The following is a 16,631-nucleotide window of genomic DNA, read 5'->3' as shown; positions in this document are numbered from 1 at the left end:
GTGATCCCGCGCACGCTTTTGTATTCCTACACAAGGTTGCGTGCGGAAGTTGATGTCATAGGACAATGCCGAAACCGCATCCGGAACGTAGCATGGAAAAGGATTTGACTGCTATGGAACGGATCGAGGATCGATGAAGGAATATACGGAACCGGGAACCATCGAGGTTCGCAACGACGAGACCCTGTACTCGCTGCTCACCGAGCGCATCGAACGCACGGGCGAGGACACGGTGATCGCCAGCCGCAAGACCGGTCCGGGCGCCTGGGCCGACATCACCACCGGCGAGTTCCACCGTCTGGTGCGCGCCTGTGCCAAGGGATTCATGGCGTTCGGCGTCCGCAAGGGCGACGCGGTGACCCTGTTCTCCTCCACGCGCTACGAGTGGGGCGTACTCGACTTCGCGCTGGCCGCCATCGGTGCGGTGAACGTGCCTATCTACGACACCGACTCCGCCGCACAAGCCAAGCGCATTCTCAACGACTCCGACGTGCGGATCGCCATCGCCGACGATCAGGAGCGCTTCGACCGTCTGCAGTCGGTGGTGGACGACTGCCCGAAGCTGGACCATATCCTCATGCTCGACGCAAACGCGCTGGGTGCGCTCGAGGGCCTGGGCGTCACCGTGAGCGACGAGGATCTCGACGACCGCATCGACTCGGTGGGCGCCGACGATCTCGCCACGATCGTATACACGTCGGGTTCCACGGGCGCTCCGAAGGGTGCGGAGCTCACGCATCGCAACTTCCTGAGCATCGTGCGCGCCGGATTCGTGTGCATGAAGGAGATGATCTGCGACGGTCATCCGCGACTGCTGCTGTTCCTGCCGCTCGCCCACTGCTTCGCCCGCTACATCCAGTACTGCTCGATCGGCTCCGATGACGGCGTGGTCGGCTACCTGCCGGACACGCGCTCGCTGCTGCCCGACCTGCGCAGCTTCAAGCCCACGTATCTGCTGGGCGTGCCGCGCGTGTTCGAGAAGGTGTACAACGCGGCCTCGCGCAAGGCCGGCATGGGCATGAAGGGCCGGCTGTTCGCCAAGGCCGCCGAGGCCGCGCGCGACTGGTCACGCACCTCGCAGGAGGGTCGTCGGCACACGCTGAAGCAGATCTCCGAGCATGCGATGTACGAGTCGGCCGTGTACCGCACGGTTCGCGGCGCTCTCGGCCCGAATATCAAGTACGTGGCGTGCGGTGGCGCACCGCTCAACCCCGATCTAGCGCACTTCTTCGCCGGCATCGGCCTGCCGATGATTCAGGGCTATGGCATGACGGAGACGGCGGCGCCGTTCACCGTGACCCGCGTGGACGACAACCGCATCGGTACGGTGGGTCGTTGCGCGCCGGGCTCCTCGGTGCGAATCTCCGACGACGGCGAGGTGCAGGTCAAGGGTGCGAACGTGTTCCGCGGCTACCATAATCTGCCGGAGAAGACGGCCGAGGCGTTCACCGAGGACGGCTGGCTGCGCACCGGCGATCTTGGCTCGCTCGACGACGACGGCACGCTGACCATCACCGGCCGTGCGAAGGACATCATCATCACGGCCGGAGGCAAGAACGTCTCCCCCATTCCGATGGAGGCCGCGATCAACGAGTGCCCGATCGTGGAGCATGCGGTGGTGATCGGCGACGGGCGTCCGTTCATCGCCGCGCTGATCACGCTCGACCCGGAGGGGCTGGCCGTGTGGCTGCCCGCACATGGTCTGCCGGCGAACATGCCGTTGGATGAGGCGGCGGAGAACCAGACGGTGCGCGACGAGATCCAGGTGTTCGTGGACAAGGCGAACTCGCAGGTGTCGCGCGCCGAGTCGGTGCGCAAGTTCGTGGTGCTGCCCGACCGCTTCACGCAGGACAACGGCTGCCTGACCCCGTCGCTCAAGGTGGTTCGTCCGAAGGTCAATGCCGTGTTCGCCGACGTGATCGACGACGAGGTGTACGCCGGCAAGCGGTAGTTGCGATCGCCGTCGTTGACGTTCATCACGCAGACACGCACAACATACGCAAAAGGGGCGCTCACGAAAAACTTCGTGAGCGCCCCTTGGCGTTGTTATGACGGCCGATCCGTCAGAACGACGTCCAGCCACCGTCGGAGGCTATGGTCTCCGCGGTGAGGAACGAGGCGTCGTCGGAGACGAGGAACAGCATCACGGATGCCTGCTCGTCCGGGTCGGCCTCGCGGTCGATCAGCGAGCGCCGCTTCAGACCAGCCATGGAGTTGGCCTCCTTGGGGTCCATACCGGCGGCGATCGCCTGCTCGCGGTGCCGCTTGACGTATTCGTAGGCGGCCTTGGTCAGCGGCGTGGTGGTGCCTGCCGGGTTGATCGAATTGACGCGGATGCCCTTGCTGGCGTAGTCGATGGCCACGTTCTTGGTCAGGCCGTTCACCGCGTGCTTGGACGCGCTGTACGGCAGATTGCCGGGCAGTCCGGTCAGTCCTGCGATCGACGAGACGTTGAGGATCACGCCGCCGTGGTTCTCCTTGAGGAATTCGATGACCTCGTACTTGCAGCTGAAGAACACCGAGTAGAAGTTGTTGGCCATGGTGTGGTCCAACTGCTCCTTGGTGACGTCGACGATGCGGCCTGGCTGGCCCATGATGCCGGCGTTGTTGATGGCGATGTCGAGCCGGCCGAATGTGCTGACGGCCAGTTCCACCATCTCACGGCAGGTGCTCTCCTCGGAGACGTCGCCATGCAGGAATACGGCTTCGGCTCCGAGGTCCTTGACGCGGCGGAGGATGTCCTCGCCTTCCTTCTCGAGTTTGTCGACAAGGACGAGCTTGGCTCCTTCCTGTGCCGCGCGCAGGGCGGTGGCTTCGCCGATGCCCAGCGCGGCGCCGGTGAGGATCATCACCTTGCCGGCGAAACGTCCTTCGAATGGTTTCTTCATTGCATGCCTCGATTCAATTTCTCAAGGATGACGATCGTTCGGACCGGTCAGTGCTCGTCGCCGGCACGAAGGGAGTCGGCGAGCTTGCGGCGACGCAGGGCGAACATGGCGCCGGCGGCCGCGGCAAGCACGACCATCACGGTCACGACGGTGCCGATGGCGGCGCCGGTGCTGGCCAGCTGGCTGCCTTCGGACGCGCTCGGCGTGGAGGACGACGGAGTGGTCGACTTCTTGCCGTTGGTCGGCGTGGTGGTCTTGTCAAGCTTGGACGGGGTGTTGGTGCCGTTCGTGGTCGGGTTCTTGGTCCACCAGGACGGGATGATCACGTTGCCGTTGTTGTCGCGGTTCACGATGATGGTGTTGCCGCTGGCGTTGCCATTGCCGTTGTTGTTACCGCTGTTGTTGCCATTGCCGTTTCCATTGGCGTTGCCGTTGCCGTTGGCATTGCCATTCCCATTGGCGTTGCCATTGCCGTTGGCATTGCCATTCCCATTGGCGTTGCCATTGCCGTTACCGTTGCCATTGCCGTTACCGTTGTTGTTGCCACCGTTGTTGTTGATGGTGGCGAGCAGGGCGACGAGCGTGGTGTCGGCGGTGGAGAACACGCCGGTCAGATCGGCGTCGTAGCTGCGGCCGCACTCGTCGGCCCAGCCGACGATCTCGTAGCCGGCCGGCGCGGACAGCTTGGTGTTGAACGGCACGTAGACCTTCTTGCCGGCCTTGAAGTCCTTGGACTCCTCGTGCACCTTCTTGCCGGTGGCCGGATCGTACACCACGAACGTGTAGGTGTAGGACTCGGAGTCGCCGTGGCCGGGCTTGTCCGGAGTGCCGGGCTGGTCGGGCTTGGTGCTCGGCTCGCCGGCGATCGGGTCGAGACGGTCGGCCGCCTTGTACAGCAGATCGTAGGCCACGTTCACGCGGGCTGTGCCGGAGTTGGCGTCGGCAAGCACCTCTTCGGCGTGGGCCAGACGCTGCTGGAAGATCGTCTTGTGCAGGTTGTCCTGGTACTTGGACAGGTCGATGGCCTTGTCCTTGTCAACCTCGGCCTGCAGGCGGGCGCGCTCCTCGCTGGTGGCGGGGATGGACGCGACGGACGTGTCGCCATCCTGGTTGTTGGAGGAGAAGTCGAACAGCTTCGAAAGATCGAAGTACTGGTTCGACTGCTCCGTCGTCTGAGTCTGGGTCTGATCGGCCGCGGCGTCACCGTCGGCGGCGAATGCGGCACCGTTCACCGGCACCAGCATCGCCAGACCGGCGATCGAGCCGATGAGGGCCTTGCTCCACTTGCTCATTTCCTTTCTCCTTCTTTACTTGGAAATACAACTGAACACCAATACTGGCGGCCGTTCAGCACGTGTCGTGTCTGTGCGACCGCCAGCCCACGGCATCGGCAGAACCCAGGCTCGCACGCGCGTATCGCGACACAGTCCGCGAGTCCCAGTCCTGTGAATTTGCCGTAAGCCTCTTTGAGCGTCCACAGCATGGTCGCCCGTTCGGCGATCATGTCGGTGCACGCATCGGCATCGTCGTTCCCGGCGATGTCGCGCAGTTCCTCGCGTTGGCGAGGGGAAAAACAATGTCGAAGCACGCCGGCGGTAGGTCGGCGCACCTCCTCGACGTCAATGCCCACACGGCCGCCCTGATGCGCGGCGCAGGCGATCAGCCCGTCGGCGTGCGAGATGCTGACCGACCAGTCCGGCGATTCAGCGGCCGGCGCCGCGGTTCCGTCCACGACATACGGCCGGCCGTGTCCGTCCTTGCGGATCAGGGCGTGATCATCGCCGCTCATGGCGCGTACGAGTCCCAGAGCCAGCGCATGGGCGCGATGGGAGAGCATCGTCCCGTAGGCGACGCTGTCCCGGCCCTGCCTCAGGCCCACGGCCTCGAACGCGGTCCTCATGCGGACTCGCCCTCCGCGGCGGTTTCCGCGATCCGCCCGTCATCCGCCGCACCGGCCGACTCGGCACCCTGCATGGCGATCTCGTACGGCAGATCCTCGGGCGTCTCAAGATGCATGGCCGACGCGCGACCGTGCGCGACCGTGGCGATCTGGTCGATCGTCCGATCCGGGTTCTTCGCCACCTCGTCGAGGAACGCGAGCAGGAACCGGTGAAGTCGACGTATCGATTCCGGTTCCACGTATCCCACGATGTACTCGTAGTTCACCCACAGGTCGCCGCTGGCGTCCAACGGCATGATGCTTATGTACAGCGGCATGGTGTTCGCGCCGTTCGGCCGCCTGCGGAAACGGAACCGCACCGGCAGGTCTCCGTTGAAATACGGCTGGAACGTGGTGCTCACGCTCGCGTATCCACGGCACGGCTTGAGGTCGAAGTTCTGCCGCAGCGCCTCCAGGATGTCGGCTGTGGCCACGTTCGCTCTACGGTAGGCGTCCATCTGCTCGCGCAGGAAGATCCCGCATGCGTCAGCGAACGGCGTGGAGCCGGGGATCACGGTGCGCAGCGCCACCGCGTTGACCATCGTGCCGCCGGCGCGCTTCTGCGCGAGCGTGGCGCGACGGGCCACCGCGTTCATGAACATCACGTCGTCGGTGCCGGACATGCGGCCGAGGAACGTGCGCAACGCAACGAAATACGGAACCTGCAGGGGCAGATGCGTACGCTCGCAGTAGTCGCGCAGGGCCTTGACCAGCCGGCGGTCGATGCGATAGTCGGTCATGCCGCCCTTGGTCTGCCACAGGCGCAGGGTCACGCCGTAGTGCTCGCCCTTGATGAACTCCTTGCCTTTGAGCCCGTTGACCGACGTGAAATGCGGTTCCGTGGCGAAATGCTTCTTCCACCACTGCGCCTGACGCTGGTAGCGCTCGCCCTTCTGCTGCGCGAAATCGGCCTTGTACGCGGGCAGGGGCGAATACGGCTCGTCCGGCAGGGCCGTGCCGTCGCACAGCGACTGGTAGATGTCGAACGTGTAGGTCAGGCAGCTCATAAGCGAGTAGGCGTCGAACACCACGTGACTCACGCAGTAGTACAGGCTGAACAGCCCTCCCGCACGACGGATGATCCGCACACGGTACAGCTGCACGTCGTTGCCGCCGTCGGGGAACGGCTTGGAACCGATGCCGTCGCAGTACTCCTCGACCTCATGCTGTGTACGCTCGCTCATGTCGACGATCTCGATGTCGTGCGGCACGTCGTCGGCGAAGTACTGCCACGGACGCTTGTCGATCATATGGATGCGCACCGAGTTCGACGGGATGCGCATCATGGCCAGATACACGGCCTGCACGAGACGCTTCTCGTCGAGCTCGTCGTACAGATCCACCAGACTGCAGATGTTCACGACCTGCTTGCGGAAGCTGTACTTGAGGTTGTAGAACATGAGGTTCTGCGACTGCGTGAGCGGATAGTACGTTACGCCGTCGATGGTGCGGCTTTCCAGACCGTCGTCGTGTTCGTTTGCATTTGGAGACGTCATTGGGATACCTCTCTTCTACTCCACGCTCTTCAGCGATTCGACCATCGGGATGCGCACCAGCTTCGGGTACATGACGGCCATCACGATGATGGAGAACAGCAGGGTGAGCAGGAACGACCACACGTAGCTCCACGGGGAGATCACATAGCCGAAGGTCACGTCCTTCTGTTCGATGGATTGCATGATCAGCCGGTGCAGGCCACTGCCGATGAGCAGGCCGAGCACCGCGCCCATGATGGTGAGCAGCAGGTTCTCGCGGTAGATGTACATGGCCACCTCGCCGCGCTTGAAACCAAGCACCTTGATCGTGGCGATCTCGCGGATGCGCTCCGACACGTTGATGTTCGTCAGGTTGTACAGCACCACGAACGCCAGCAGGGCCGCGCACACGATGATGAGCAGCACGATGCTGTTCATCGCCTTGATCTGATCGCGGAACTCGTCGGCCACCTTCGTGTACGACGTCACCGACGTCACGCCGGCGCTGTTCTGCAACGCCTTCGTCAGGTTGCTCTCCTGCCGTGCGGTCGCCTTGTCGTTGAACTTGATGAGCAGCGTGTTCGGCGGCAGCTGTTCGAGGAAGTACTTGGCATACGACTTCTGACTCATGTACGCGTAGTGGAACACATAGTTCTCGGTGACGCCGGTGACCGGAATGCGCTTGGTCATGCCGCCGGGATCACGTACGGCCACGGTGTCGCCCGTGGTCACGCCGAGATTCTTGGCCAGCTTCTGCGTCAGCACGATGCCATCGTCGGTCAGATGGATCGTCTTGCCGGTCGACGGATCGTCAAGACGGATGTAGTCGGCGAACGAGTCGGGCTTGTTGACCGCATACAGCGCCAGGGTCTCGTCGTCCCCGCCGTTGCTGATGCTGACGCTGCCCACGCCGGCACGGGTGTACGACTTGACCGCGCCGTTGCCGTCGAGCGCATCGTAGATGGCCGACACCTGCGCATCGGTCGCCGTCTGGTCGATCGACACCGACATGTCATAGGCGAACACCTTGCCGTACTGCTTGGCCACGACCGAACCGATCGTATCGTTCATGCCCAGGCCGGCGACCAGCAGACCCGTACAGCCCATGATGCCCACGATCGTCATGATCAGACGACGCTTGTAACGGAACAGGTTGCGCACCGTCACCTTCTGCGAGAAGTTGAGAAGCTTCCAGATGGCGGGAATGCGTTCGAGCAGAATGCGCTTGCCGATCTTCGGCGCCTTCGGACGCATCAGCGTGGCCGCCTGGCTGTTGAGCTCCTTGCGGCAGGTGAGATACGACACCAGCGCCATGGCGCCCACCGTGATCAGCAGGCTCGTGAGGATGATGAGCGGATGGAACCCGTGCACCAGCGGCGGCTGGCGATACATGGCCGCCCACGCCTTGTACACCGATTCGGGGAACGTCCACGCGCCCACGATCGCGCCGATGATGCCGCCGACCGCGCTCGCCGCCACCACGTACAGCACGTACTTCATGGCGATCGCGTTGTTCTCGTAGCCGAGCGCCTTGTACGTGCCGATCACGCCGCGCTGCTCGCTGACCATGCGGGCCATCGTGGTCATGCACACCAGCACGGCCACCAGAATGAAGAACACGGGGATGATCTGCGAGATCGCGTTCACACGATCCACCGTGTTCTTGTAGCTCACGAAACCGGCGTTCGCATTGCGGTCGAGCACATACCACTTCGGATTGTTGAGGGTGTCGATGCGGTACTTGGCGGCGATCAGCTTCTCCTTCGCGTCGTCGAGCTGCTGCGCGCCGTCATCCTTCTGCGTCTCGAAGTCGGCCTTGCTCTTCTGATATTCGGACTTGCCCTGATCGAGCTTGGCCTTCGCATCAGCGAACTGCTTGCTCGCGTTCGCATCCGCCTGGGCGAGCTGCTTCTTGGCAGCCTCCAGCTTCGCCTGACCCTGCTGGTACTCCTGCTGCGCCTGGGCGAGCTGATCCTTGCCCTCCTGCAGCTGGGCCGCCGCCGAGTCGAACGCGCCCTGCACCGAGCCCTGCAGCTGCTGCACGCCCTTGGTGGTCTGATCAAGCGCGGACTTCTGCTGAGAGAGCTGATCATACATCTTCTGATACGAGTCGATGATCGGCTTCATCTGCTGCTGCTGATCCGGCGGCAGCTTCGACATCTGATCGTTGAGATCCTTGAGATTGCCGCTCATGGAATCCATCTGCTGCTGCATCCACTGGGTCATGGCCGTGGCCTGGCCCATCTGCTGGTTCAGACTGTCGTACTGCTGCTTGAGGCTGTCATACGCCTGCTGGCCGGCATCCACCTGCGCCTGACCGGATTCGATCTGCTGTTTGGCGGAGTCGAGCTGCTGCTGGCCGTTCTGGATCTGCAGCTGCGCGTTCTCCTTCTTCAGCTGATAGTTCTCCTTGGAACCGTCGAGCTTCGCGTCGCCACTCGCCAGCTGGGCGTTCGCATCGTCGAGCTTGTTCTGTGCGTCGGCGATCTGCTGATCGTACTCGGCCTTCTTCTTGTTGTATTCGTCCTGCGACTCCTGCAGCTTCTGCTGGGCGGCGTTGCGCACCTCGTTGCCGCGCTCGCGGGCACGGTCGGAGCCGATGTTGTTCAGCGAGTCCTCGGTCTTGCCCACGAGCTTGTCGTATTTGGAGTCGAAGGCGTTGAGTTCCCGGGCGCCCTTGACGGTCACGGACGCCTGAGTGTAGATCGGGTTGCCGTTGTCGTCTTTCACCGTGAACGTGTCGTCGGGTATGTAGGCGAACAGGTTGATCGACTTGCCCGCGATCTGCGACGTGCCCTTTTCGACCGTCAGATAGTACGGCGTGATGGCACGGCCCACGATGGTGAACGTGTCGGTGGACAGCGTGCCGTCGGTGAGCTTCTTGGATGTGCCGGACGTGAACGTGAGCTTGTCGCCCACCTTGAGGCTCCGGCCGTAGTTGGCGCTGTCCTCGATCACGATCTCGTTGGCCTTGGTGGGCATGCGTCCGCTGACCAGGGTCACCTTGTTGATGGTGCTGGTTCCGGTGGGCAGACCATGGATGCGGAAGACGAGCTGGCTTCCGTTCTCCTTGGTGAGCGCGTCGGTGAAGTGGCCGGGCTGGACAGCCTGAACGCCTTCGGTCTTGCGGATGGCGTTGATGTCCTTGTCGGTCAGTCCCAGCGTGGACATCACGTTGATGTCCTCGATGTTGGACTGGTCGAAGTAGCCGTCCATCGTGTGCTTCATGTCGGGCGCGGCGGACTTGAGGCCCGCGAAGAAGCCCACGCCGATGGCGACGATCAGCAGGATCGAGAAGAACCTGTTCGCCGAATGGCGGATCTCCCGCCAGAAATCGAGCAGCAGCGCTTTGGTCATGTCGGGCCTACCACTCCACGTCCGCGATGTTCATCGGATGGGCGTTGAGCTCGATCGACTCGATGTGGCCGTTCTTGACGTGCACCACCTTGTCGCCGATGCTGGTGAGCGCATAGTTGTGCGTGATGATGATCACGGTCATCTTGCTGCGGCGCGCATAGTCCTGCAGCAGCTTGAGGATCTGCTTGCCGGTGTTGTAGTCGAGCGCACCCGTGGGCTCGTCGCACAGCAGCAGCTTGGGGTTCTTGGCCAGGGCTCGTGCGATGGCCACACGCTGCTGCTCGCCGCCGGAAAGCTGCGAGGGGAAGTTGTCCTTGCGGTCGTTGAGTCCCACGGCGTCGATCACCTCGTCCACGTCGAGCGGGTCGCGGCTCACCTGCGTGGCGAGCTCCACATTCTCTCGCGCGGTGAGGTTCTGCACCAGGTTGTAGAACTGGAACACGAGTCCGACGTCGTAGCGGCGGTAGAGCACGAGCTGCTTGTCGTTGTACGTGCTCACCTCGTTGCCGTCGACGAACACCTTGCCGGACGTGAGCGTATCCATGCCGCCGAGGATGTTGAGGATGGTGCTCTTGCCGGCGCCGGACGCGCCGACCACGATCACGAATTCGCCGTTGTCGATGCGGAAGTTCACGTCATCGAGCGCCTGGATGTGGGTTTCGCCCATCGTGTAGGTCTTCGATACATGGTCGAACTCGATGAACGCATGATCGTCGCCGTCGGTATTGGGGGTCGTTGCGGGAATGGGATCGGTGACGTTCTCCGGACGTGCGATCGGCTCCGTGACCGTCCGCGTCGTGGCGATCGGATCGACGGCGGGCACGGTCGGGGTCTTGGGCACAACAGGAATCGCAGTCGGCGCGTCGCTGACCGTCACGTGCGGACGGGACGACGACGCCGTGCGACGGCGGTGTCTGCCACCCTTGCCGGCCTCCCCGGCCGGAGCGTTCGCACCGTTCTGGGCGAACACTCCCAGATCATTCACATCCTCGATCGGTGTATCCATGGTTATCCTTCATGCCCTCCGCATTTCACGGTTCCGCAGGCGAGCCTCATGCCCGCGCGGAATCATCTCATTCGTTCTCTCGCCGTCGGCTCACACGTTGTCCGACAGGTACTTCGCCAGATCACCCACGGTGATCATGTCCTTGAGCTCGTCATCGCCGATGCTGATGCCGAACTCGTCCTCCAGTTCGCCGACCATCGTCAGGATGTCGTACGAAGTGACCTTGAGATCCTTGAGGAACTCGGTCTCCGGCGTGATCGTCCGGGGATCGACGTCCACGTATTCCAACAGCATCGTGCGTACTTTCTCAAACATCGTCTGAATCCTTCTTTCTGTGTTCTTCTGTGTTCTTCCGTGTTCCGTTCGTCTCGTCGTCTCAGCTGTCGTTGCGGCCGCGGCGCTTCCTGCGCATGCTTTCGATCACCTTGAACCGGCGGATCTTCTGCGTGGTGGTCTTCTCGAACTCGTGGTCGGCAATGCTTACGTCGGCGATGCGCTTGTATGAGGGGATCGACTTGTTGAACGTGCGGATGTCGTTCATGAGATGGTCGTGCCGCGACTTCTCGTCGTGCAGACCGAGCTTTTCGCACGCGTCGTCGTCGAGGAAGCATACGGCGTAGATGCCGGTGCCGGCCTCGTCGGAGTACACCACGCATTCGCGCACATAGTCGAGATCGTGCATGATGTGGTCCTCGATGTCCTCGGGGCTCACGTTCTTGCCGTTGGCAAGGATGATGAGGTTCTTGAGACGGCCGGTGAGGAAGATATAGCCGTCCCTGTCCACGTGGCCGAGGTCGCCGGTGCGCAGCCAGCCGTCGTCGGTGAACACGGCGGCCGTGTCCTCGGGCATCTTGTAGTAGCCGAGCATCACGTTGTCGCCCTTCACCTGGATCTCGCCGTTGCCGTGCTCGTCCGGGTTCGCGATGCGCACCTCGATGTTCGGAATCACATGGCCGACCGATCCCGCCTTGCGGAAGTAGTCGCCGCACGATGCCACGAGCGGCGCGCATTCGGTGATGCCGTAGCCGTTCTTTACGTCGATGCCGATGGCGTCAAGGAATGATTCGGTCTCGTGAGCCAGCGGCGCGCCACCGGACACGACCATGGACAGGTTGCCGCCCAGCGCCTTGAGCACCGGCTTGAAGAACTTGCGCCGGCGATCGATGCCGATCAGACGCAGCGCGTTGCTCACCCTGATGCCGTACTGCAGGTGGTCCCACAGACCGTTGCGCTTGGATTCGATGGTGATCTTGCGCACGAGCAGGTCGAGCATCATGGGCACCATGCTCGACATCTCCGGGCCGAAGTGCTCCAGATTGCGGGCCACATGACGCAGGTCGTCGTTGATGGCCACGGTGGTGCCCTCCCAGATCGAGCAGATGATGTTGCATACGAGCTCGTAGGTGTGGTTGATGGGCAGCACGGAAAGATTGGTCCGGCGGAAGGTGGTGAGCTGGCGTGCGCCCTTCATGACGGTGACGATGTTGCGATGGCAGAGCATCACGCCTTTGTTGGCGCCCGTGGTGCCGGACGTGAAGACCAGCAGACTCATGGCGTCGGCGTCGATGGGAGCGTTGGTGAACACGGTGTCGTGCGCGCGCATCAGGGAGCGGCCGTGGGCGATGAGCCTGGTGTAGGCGTAGTAGTCGCGATCGTGATCCTCCGCGGCCAGTCGCTTGAGCAGGTCGACGGCTGTACCGGTGCCGCGCATCACGACAACGGCACGCACCTTCGGCAGACGGGAGAGCAGCGGCTGGAGCTTGGCGAGGAACGATCCCTCGCAGAAGATGGCGTCCACGTCGGCGAAGTCCAACTGTCCGACCATGGTGTCCGGGTCGAGCAGCCGGTCGATCGGCACGGCGCAACCCACGCCATTGACGGTGGCGAAGAAGGCGGTGAGCCATTCGATGGACGTGCCGCCGATCAGTGCGATATGTGCACCGGACAGTGTGGGAGCGGCCTGTTCGGCGTCATCGGTATCGGCAGGACGACCGTCTTTCGGCTTCGGATCCGCGCCGAACGGTTCGGGCAGCTTCATGAGTGCGGTTCCGAGCGCGTTGATGTTGTCGGCGAAGCCACGGAAGGTGATGGCGCTTTCGTAGATCGGCGTTTCGATCTGACGGTAGGCGATCTTGCTGGCGTATTTACGCTTGGCATAGTTGATGGCATCTCGAAGATTCTCGATCTTCGAAAGATTGGGAATTCTGTAGTACCGCTTCATTCCTGTTGAGACTCCCCTCGGTTACTGGAACGCACATATGCTCCATGCACCCGTCTGATGCCCACCACATCACATATGCCTCGTATTCCTGTGTGGAAGAGTATTCTCTCAGCGAACCGGTGTCATCCCCCACTTTCCTCGTACCGAAATCCGTAGAATTCCCCCGTTGAAACAGCGTTACCCCGCATCAAACGTTTTGATAACGACTTTCACCCCCTATTCATGTAATTCCCAGAATTACTACATGACCATAAGGGGGACAGAAATTAATGAAGTGTTCATATAGGGGGATACAGCGAACATGATGCGAACAGGATTGGACGTGTAGGCGTACAAAAAAGGCTTCCCCGTATGGGGAAGCCTTTTGTCCTCAGTGATCAGCGGTCAGAGATCAGGGATCAGAGCGAATTGATCTCGCGGCGGCGTGCGATGAGCATCGCTCCGCCGATCACGGCGACGATCAGACCGGCGATCGCCACGCCGGTGACCGCGGCACCGGTGCGGCTCAGCTGCTTGGGCTGGGCCTTCTTGGCCTGCTGCGCCTGCTGCTTGGCCGGGGCCTGGGTCTTCTGCTCCGTGGTGGACGGGGTGGAGGGCTTGGTCTCCGGCTTGTTGCCGTCGTCGGGCTTCACCGGGGTGGCCGGGGTGAGCGGCGTGGCGGGGATGCCCTGCTGGTTGGCGAAGGCGATCTCCTTGGCCTCGGCGGTGTTGTCCGCGGTCTTCTTGACGATCGTGGTCTTCTCGATCTTCAGTGAGCCCTTGGTGTCGTCCGTCACCGTGTAGGTCACGGTGTAGGTGGAGTCGTCGTACTTGATGTTCTTCTGGGCGTCGTTCTTCTCGCTCACCGTGTAGGCGTAGGTGCCGGCCTTGTCGAAGGTGACGGTGCCGAAGTTCACCACGCCCTTGGCGTCGTTCTTGGCGGTGGCGCTGGTGAACGCCGGAGCGGTCTTGGCGTCGGAATCCTTGGCCTCGGATTCCTTGGCGGTTTCCGGAGCGGCGGTGAAGGTGAACTGCTGGTCGGCGAGGTCGCCGCCCTTGAGCGTCTTCTTGGCGGTCAGTTCGCCGGAGGTCACGGCCTTGGCGGCGTACGTGTTCTTGAACGTGCTGCTGCCGCTGGTGGAGTCGACCTTGGCTTCGAGCTGTCCCTTGCCGTTGTCGGTCACCTTGACCTTCACGGTGTAGGCGTGGCCGTCGTAGGTCACGCCGGCGATGTTGCCCTTGGTTTCGGTGATCGCGAAGGCGTAGTCGCCGGCCTTGGCGAAGGTGACGTCGCCGAAGCTGAATTCGCCGTTCTTGCCGGTCACGCTGGCGGTGTCGTTGCCGAGCTTCACGTCTCCGGACTTGACGGCGGCCTTGGTGGCGTCGTCGGCGCCGGCGAGCGCGAAGTCGAACTTGTCGCCTTCAAGCCAGGCGTTGTCGGCGCGGCCGGTGAATTCCTTGGTGCCCTTGAGGTTGTCCTTGCCGTTCAGGGTGGCGGGCTTGGCCTCGTAGGTGTTGGTCACGGTGATGGTGGCGCTGTCGGCGGTACCGGCGGCGAACTTCTTGCCGTTGTCGCCGCTGATGACGGCGGTGTAGCCTTCGGCGACGTTCGGCTCGGCCACGGTCCACGTGTGGGAGTCGGTGCCGGCGGGCACAATCACGGTCTTGGTCCAGTTGTCGGCCTTGGTGAGGGTGACGGTCTGGTAGTCCTTGCCGTCCTTGAGCAGCGTCACGTCGAGGCTGTTGGTGCTGGGCTCCTTGCCGGCCCAGACCTTGTTGATGGTCACCTTGGACACGGGCACGGTGATGGTGCCTGCGGGCAGCTTGACCGGGGTGCCGGGCTGCGGCTTGCCAGGCTGGCCGTTGACCTTGGTGACGACGTTGTAGTTCACGGTGGCGTCGTCGTTGGACGGCAGGGTGGATTCCTTGCCGTTCTTCACGGCCTGGTCGTAGGCGTCCTGCGTGGGCTTGAGCTTCACGGACAGCTGGTATTCGACGGCCTCGAGTTCGGTGGAGCCGAGGTTCCAGGTGATGGTCTTGCCGTCGACCGTGGGCTTGGGCGCGTTGGCCCATGCCTTGCCGCCCTTGGTGGCGGTGAAGGCGGGCGTGCCGTCGGCGTTGGTTTCGGCGAAGGTCACGTAGTCAGACAGCTTGTCGCTGACCACGACGTTGCTGTAGGCGGCGGTGGAGGTGATCTTGTCGTAGATGCTGTTGAACGCGTCGTTGAGCTTGGCGGAGTTGCTGCCGTCGAAGAAGGTGCCGGCCGGCTTGGTCTCGTTGGCGAGCCTGCGCATGTTGTCGTTGGCTTCGCTGGCGGCGCTCACGGAGTACAGCACGGCGTTACCGCGCTTGTTGGCCTCGGCGAGGGCGGCGGCGTAGTTGCGGCCGTCTTCGTCATCCTGACCGTTACCGGCGATGCCGTAACGGGCGTCGTTGCGGTAGGTGGGCAGGCCGTCGGACAGGAACACGATGTACTTGGTGGCGTTGGTGCGGGCGGTCGCGGCGTTGGCCTTCTCGAGGGCGTCATCCCAGTTGGTGCCACCCCTGTAGCGGTCGGCATAGTATGGCTGGTCGCCGATGGCGGCGTTCACATCATTGGCGCTGGTGGTCCAGTTCGTCGCGTTCTGCGCCTTGGTGTCGAACGTGACGACGGACATGCGCACCACGCCGGACTTGGCGTTGTCGGCGGTGAGCAGCTTGTCCGCCAGGCCGGTAGCGGCGTTCTTGGCGGTGGTGAAGCGGTCGCCCCTCATGCTGTTGGACTTGTCGACGACGAGCACGATGTCGGTCGGCGCGGTCTTTACGGTGCTGTTCTGCGCTGTCTTGCCGGTGACGCTCAGCGTCATCGTGTAGGTGCCGTCGTTGTTGTGGGTGACGGTTTTCGAGCTTGCGGGCTGCGGCAGGGTGAGACTGTCGTCGGCCACGGCGGTTCCGGCGCCGGCCACGGCCAGCGTGCCGAACGTGGCGACCGAGACGACCGCGGCGACGGCCGTCTTGACGACCTTACGCAGTCCGGCCTTGTTCAGGACTGTCATGTGTATGCTCCCTAGATTCTCCGATTGCATCTCCAGAAAGTTCATTGGAATATCGATGGTCTTATGGAGATAGTTCAATGCATCACGCTAACCAACCGTGTAGCAGGTCTGTAGCCCCCGCAACACTCCCCCTATCGCGGTGAAATACCCACTGAATATTGACGATGTATTGGGATCGCATGTATTCGACGAATCCCGTATCACACCCTGTTTCACCGAACTATCACGAACTGTTTGCCTGACAGTCGATTCGCTTGGGCCCGGCCGATGTTCGATCGAGGACGGAACGCATACGGAAAGAAAAAAGGGCCGCTTCCGTGATTGGAAGCGGCCCTTTTGGGAAGGAAGGAGAGAAGAAAAGAAAGAGAATAACTACTGCTTGGTGTGCGGCGACAAAATGTCATCGCACACCCACAAAGGAGATCTTTGCCGGTCGTCATCCGTCATCAGCCGAATGGCAACCGTCTCAGATTCATCCGAACACCGAAGCACTGACTTCGACATCCGGTTTTTGCCCGATCGAAGAAACCGATCCATCTCCGATCAGGCAATACAACCGAATAACTCGTTATTCAGTTGTTACCCAAAAATATTGTGGTGATGCGTGCGGCATCGGTGCAGTGGAAGGCGAAGGCGTACAAATGGTACGTCGAGTCTTCCACTGTGCCGATGACGCTCCATCACCGCAATATTTTTAGTGGCGGTTGTTGAGACGGTGGTACATCTCCGAC

Annotated in this window: 11 protein-coding genes; 2 read left to right on the top strand and 9 right to left on the bottom strand. The window is 62.3% G+C overall.

All coding sequences use genetic code 11. The features are described from left to right. The first annotated feature begins 133 nt into the window (after positions 1-133). Positions 134-1,951, top strand: a complete 1,818-nt coding sequence (locus tag Tam10B_RS07725; RefSeq protein ID WP_093960675.1) for an AMP-dependent synthetase/ligase — start codon at positions 134-136, stop codon at positions 1,949-1,951. Positions 1,952-2,063: 112 nt separating this feature from the next. Here Tam10B_RS07725 and Tam10B_RS07720 read toward each other — a convergent pair whose 3' ends face one another. From Tam10B_RS07720 to Tam10B_RS07680, 9 genes are all read right to left on the bottom strand, one after another. Next, a complete protein-coding gene (locus Tam10B_RS07720) occupies positions 2,064-2,888 on the bottom strand; it encodes an SDR family NAD(P)-dependent oxidoreductase (protein ID WP_093960674.1) in 825 nt (274 codons plus the stop codon). A gap of 47 nt (positions 2,889-2,935) precedes the next feature. Then, positions 2,936-4,180 carry a hypothetical protein gene (locus Tam10B_RS13395; RefSeq protein WP_198947560.1) on the bottom strand — a complete coding sequence of 415 codons (1,245 nt, stop codon included), beginning with the start codon at positions 4,178-4,180 and terminating at the stop codon, positions 2,936-2,938. After that, entirely contained in the window at positions 4,177-4,788 is a 612-nt protein-coding gene (locus Tam10B_RS07710) for a 4'-phosphopantetheinyl transferase family protein (protein ID WP_093960673.1), read from the bottom strand. The genes Tam10B_RS13395 and Tam10B_RS07710 overlap by 4 nt, the downstream gene beginning before the upstream one ends. After that, on the bottom strand, positions 4,785-6,323 hold the full coding sequence (locus Tam10B_RS07705; protein ID WP_093960672.1) for a condensation domain-containing protein: 1,539 nt from the start codon (positions 6,321-6,323) through the stop codon (positions 4,785-4,787). Before Tam10B_RS07705 ends, Tam10B_RS07710 begins: the two co-directional genes overlap by 4 nt. A 15-nt stretch (positions 6,324-6,338) precedes the next feature. Further along, positions 6,339-9,659, bottom strand: coding sequence for an FtsX-like permease family protein (locus Tam10B_RS07700; protein ID WP_093960671.1), 3,321 nt, complete (start codon positions 9,657-9,659; stop codon positions 6,339-6,341). Between the two features lie 7 nt (positions 9,660-9,666). After that, positions 9,667-10,326: an ABC transporter ATP-binding protein gene (locus Tam10B_RS07695; protein ID WP_093960721.1), complete on the bottom strand. Its 660-nt coding sequence runs from the start codon at positions 10,324-10,326 to the stop codon at positions 9,667-9,669. 429 nt (positions 10,327-10,755) lie between these two features. Then, positions 10,756-10,980: an acyl carrier protein gene (locus tag Tam10B_RS07690; RefSeq protein ID WP_093960670.1), complete on the bottom strand. Its 225-nt coding sequence runs from the start codon at positions 10,978-10,980 to the stop codon at positions 10,756-10,758. Positions 10,981-11,041: 61 nt separating this feature from the next. Continuing rightward, complete coding sequence (locus Tam10B_RS07685) at positions 11,042-12,886, bottom strand: AMP-binding protein (RefSeq protein ID WP_093960669.1); 1,845 nt, start codon at positions 12,884-12,886, stop codon at positions 11,042-11,044. A gap of 398 nt (positions 12,887-13,284) precedes the next feature. Beyond that, positions 13,285-15,900: a Spy0128 family protein gene (locus Tam10B_RS07680; protein WP_158214164.1), complete on the bottom strand. Its 2,616-nt coding sequence runs from the start codon at positions 15,898-15,900 to the stop codon at positions 13,285-13,287. A gap of 317 nt (positions 15,901-16,217) precedes the next feature. Between Tam10B_RS07680 and Tam10B_RS12970 the strand changes: the two genes are divergently transcribed. Then, complete coding sequence (locus Tam10B_RS12970) at positions 16,218-16,598, top strand: hypothetical protein (RefSeq protein ID WP_143248599.1); 381 nt, start codon at positions 16,218-16,220, stop codon at positions 16,596-16,598. Positions 16,599-16,631 lie beyond the last annotated feature (33 nt).

Source organism: Bifidobacterium vansinderenii (genome assembly GCF_002234915.1).
Classification (GTDB): domain Bacteria; phylum Actinomycetota; class Actinomycetes; order Actinomycetales; family Bifidobacteriaceae; genus Galliscardovia; species Galliscardovia vansinderenii.
The sequence above is the reverse complement of the archived record's forward strand: the minus strand, read 5'-3'. Positions and strand labels throughout refer to the sequence as shown.